Source organism: Methylobacterium frigidaeris (genome assembly GCF_022179185.1).
GTDB classification, from domain to species: domain Bacteria; phylum Pseudomonadota; class Alphaproteobacteria; order Rhizobiales; family Beijerinckiaceae; genus Methylobacterium; species Methylobacterium frigidaeris.
The window spans coordinates 1-270 of the sequence record NZ_BPQJ01000215.1 but is presented as its reverse complement, the minus strand read 5'-3'; the positions used below and the strand labels follow the sequence as shown (position 1 = coordinate 270).

Annotated in this window: 1 pseudogene; it reads left to right on the top strand. The window is 75.6% G+C overall.

The features are described from left to right. A pseudogene (locus MFF64_RS36910) lies at nt 1-270 on the top strand (hypothetical protein); the annotation flags it as partial.

Here is a 270-nt window from a genome sequence, read left to right as displayed (position 1 = left end):
CGCCGCGCGACCCTCCTGCTGCTGCCGGCGGCCGGGCTCGACATCCTGCTGGTCGTCCGCGGCCCGATCGCCACCGCGCTCTGGATCCCGATGCCGGAATGGCTGAACGATCCAGTCCTGCACTGGCCGAGCTCCCTGGTCTGGGTCCCGCACCACGTCGCGGCGACCCTGGCGGCCTGGCTCGGGCTTCTGGTCCTCGCGGAGGCGGCGGACGGGACCCGGGGCGCGCCGGGCTTCGCGGTCGCGGTGGCGGGCATCGCCTTCGCTTCC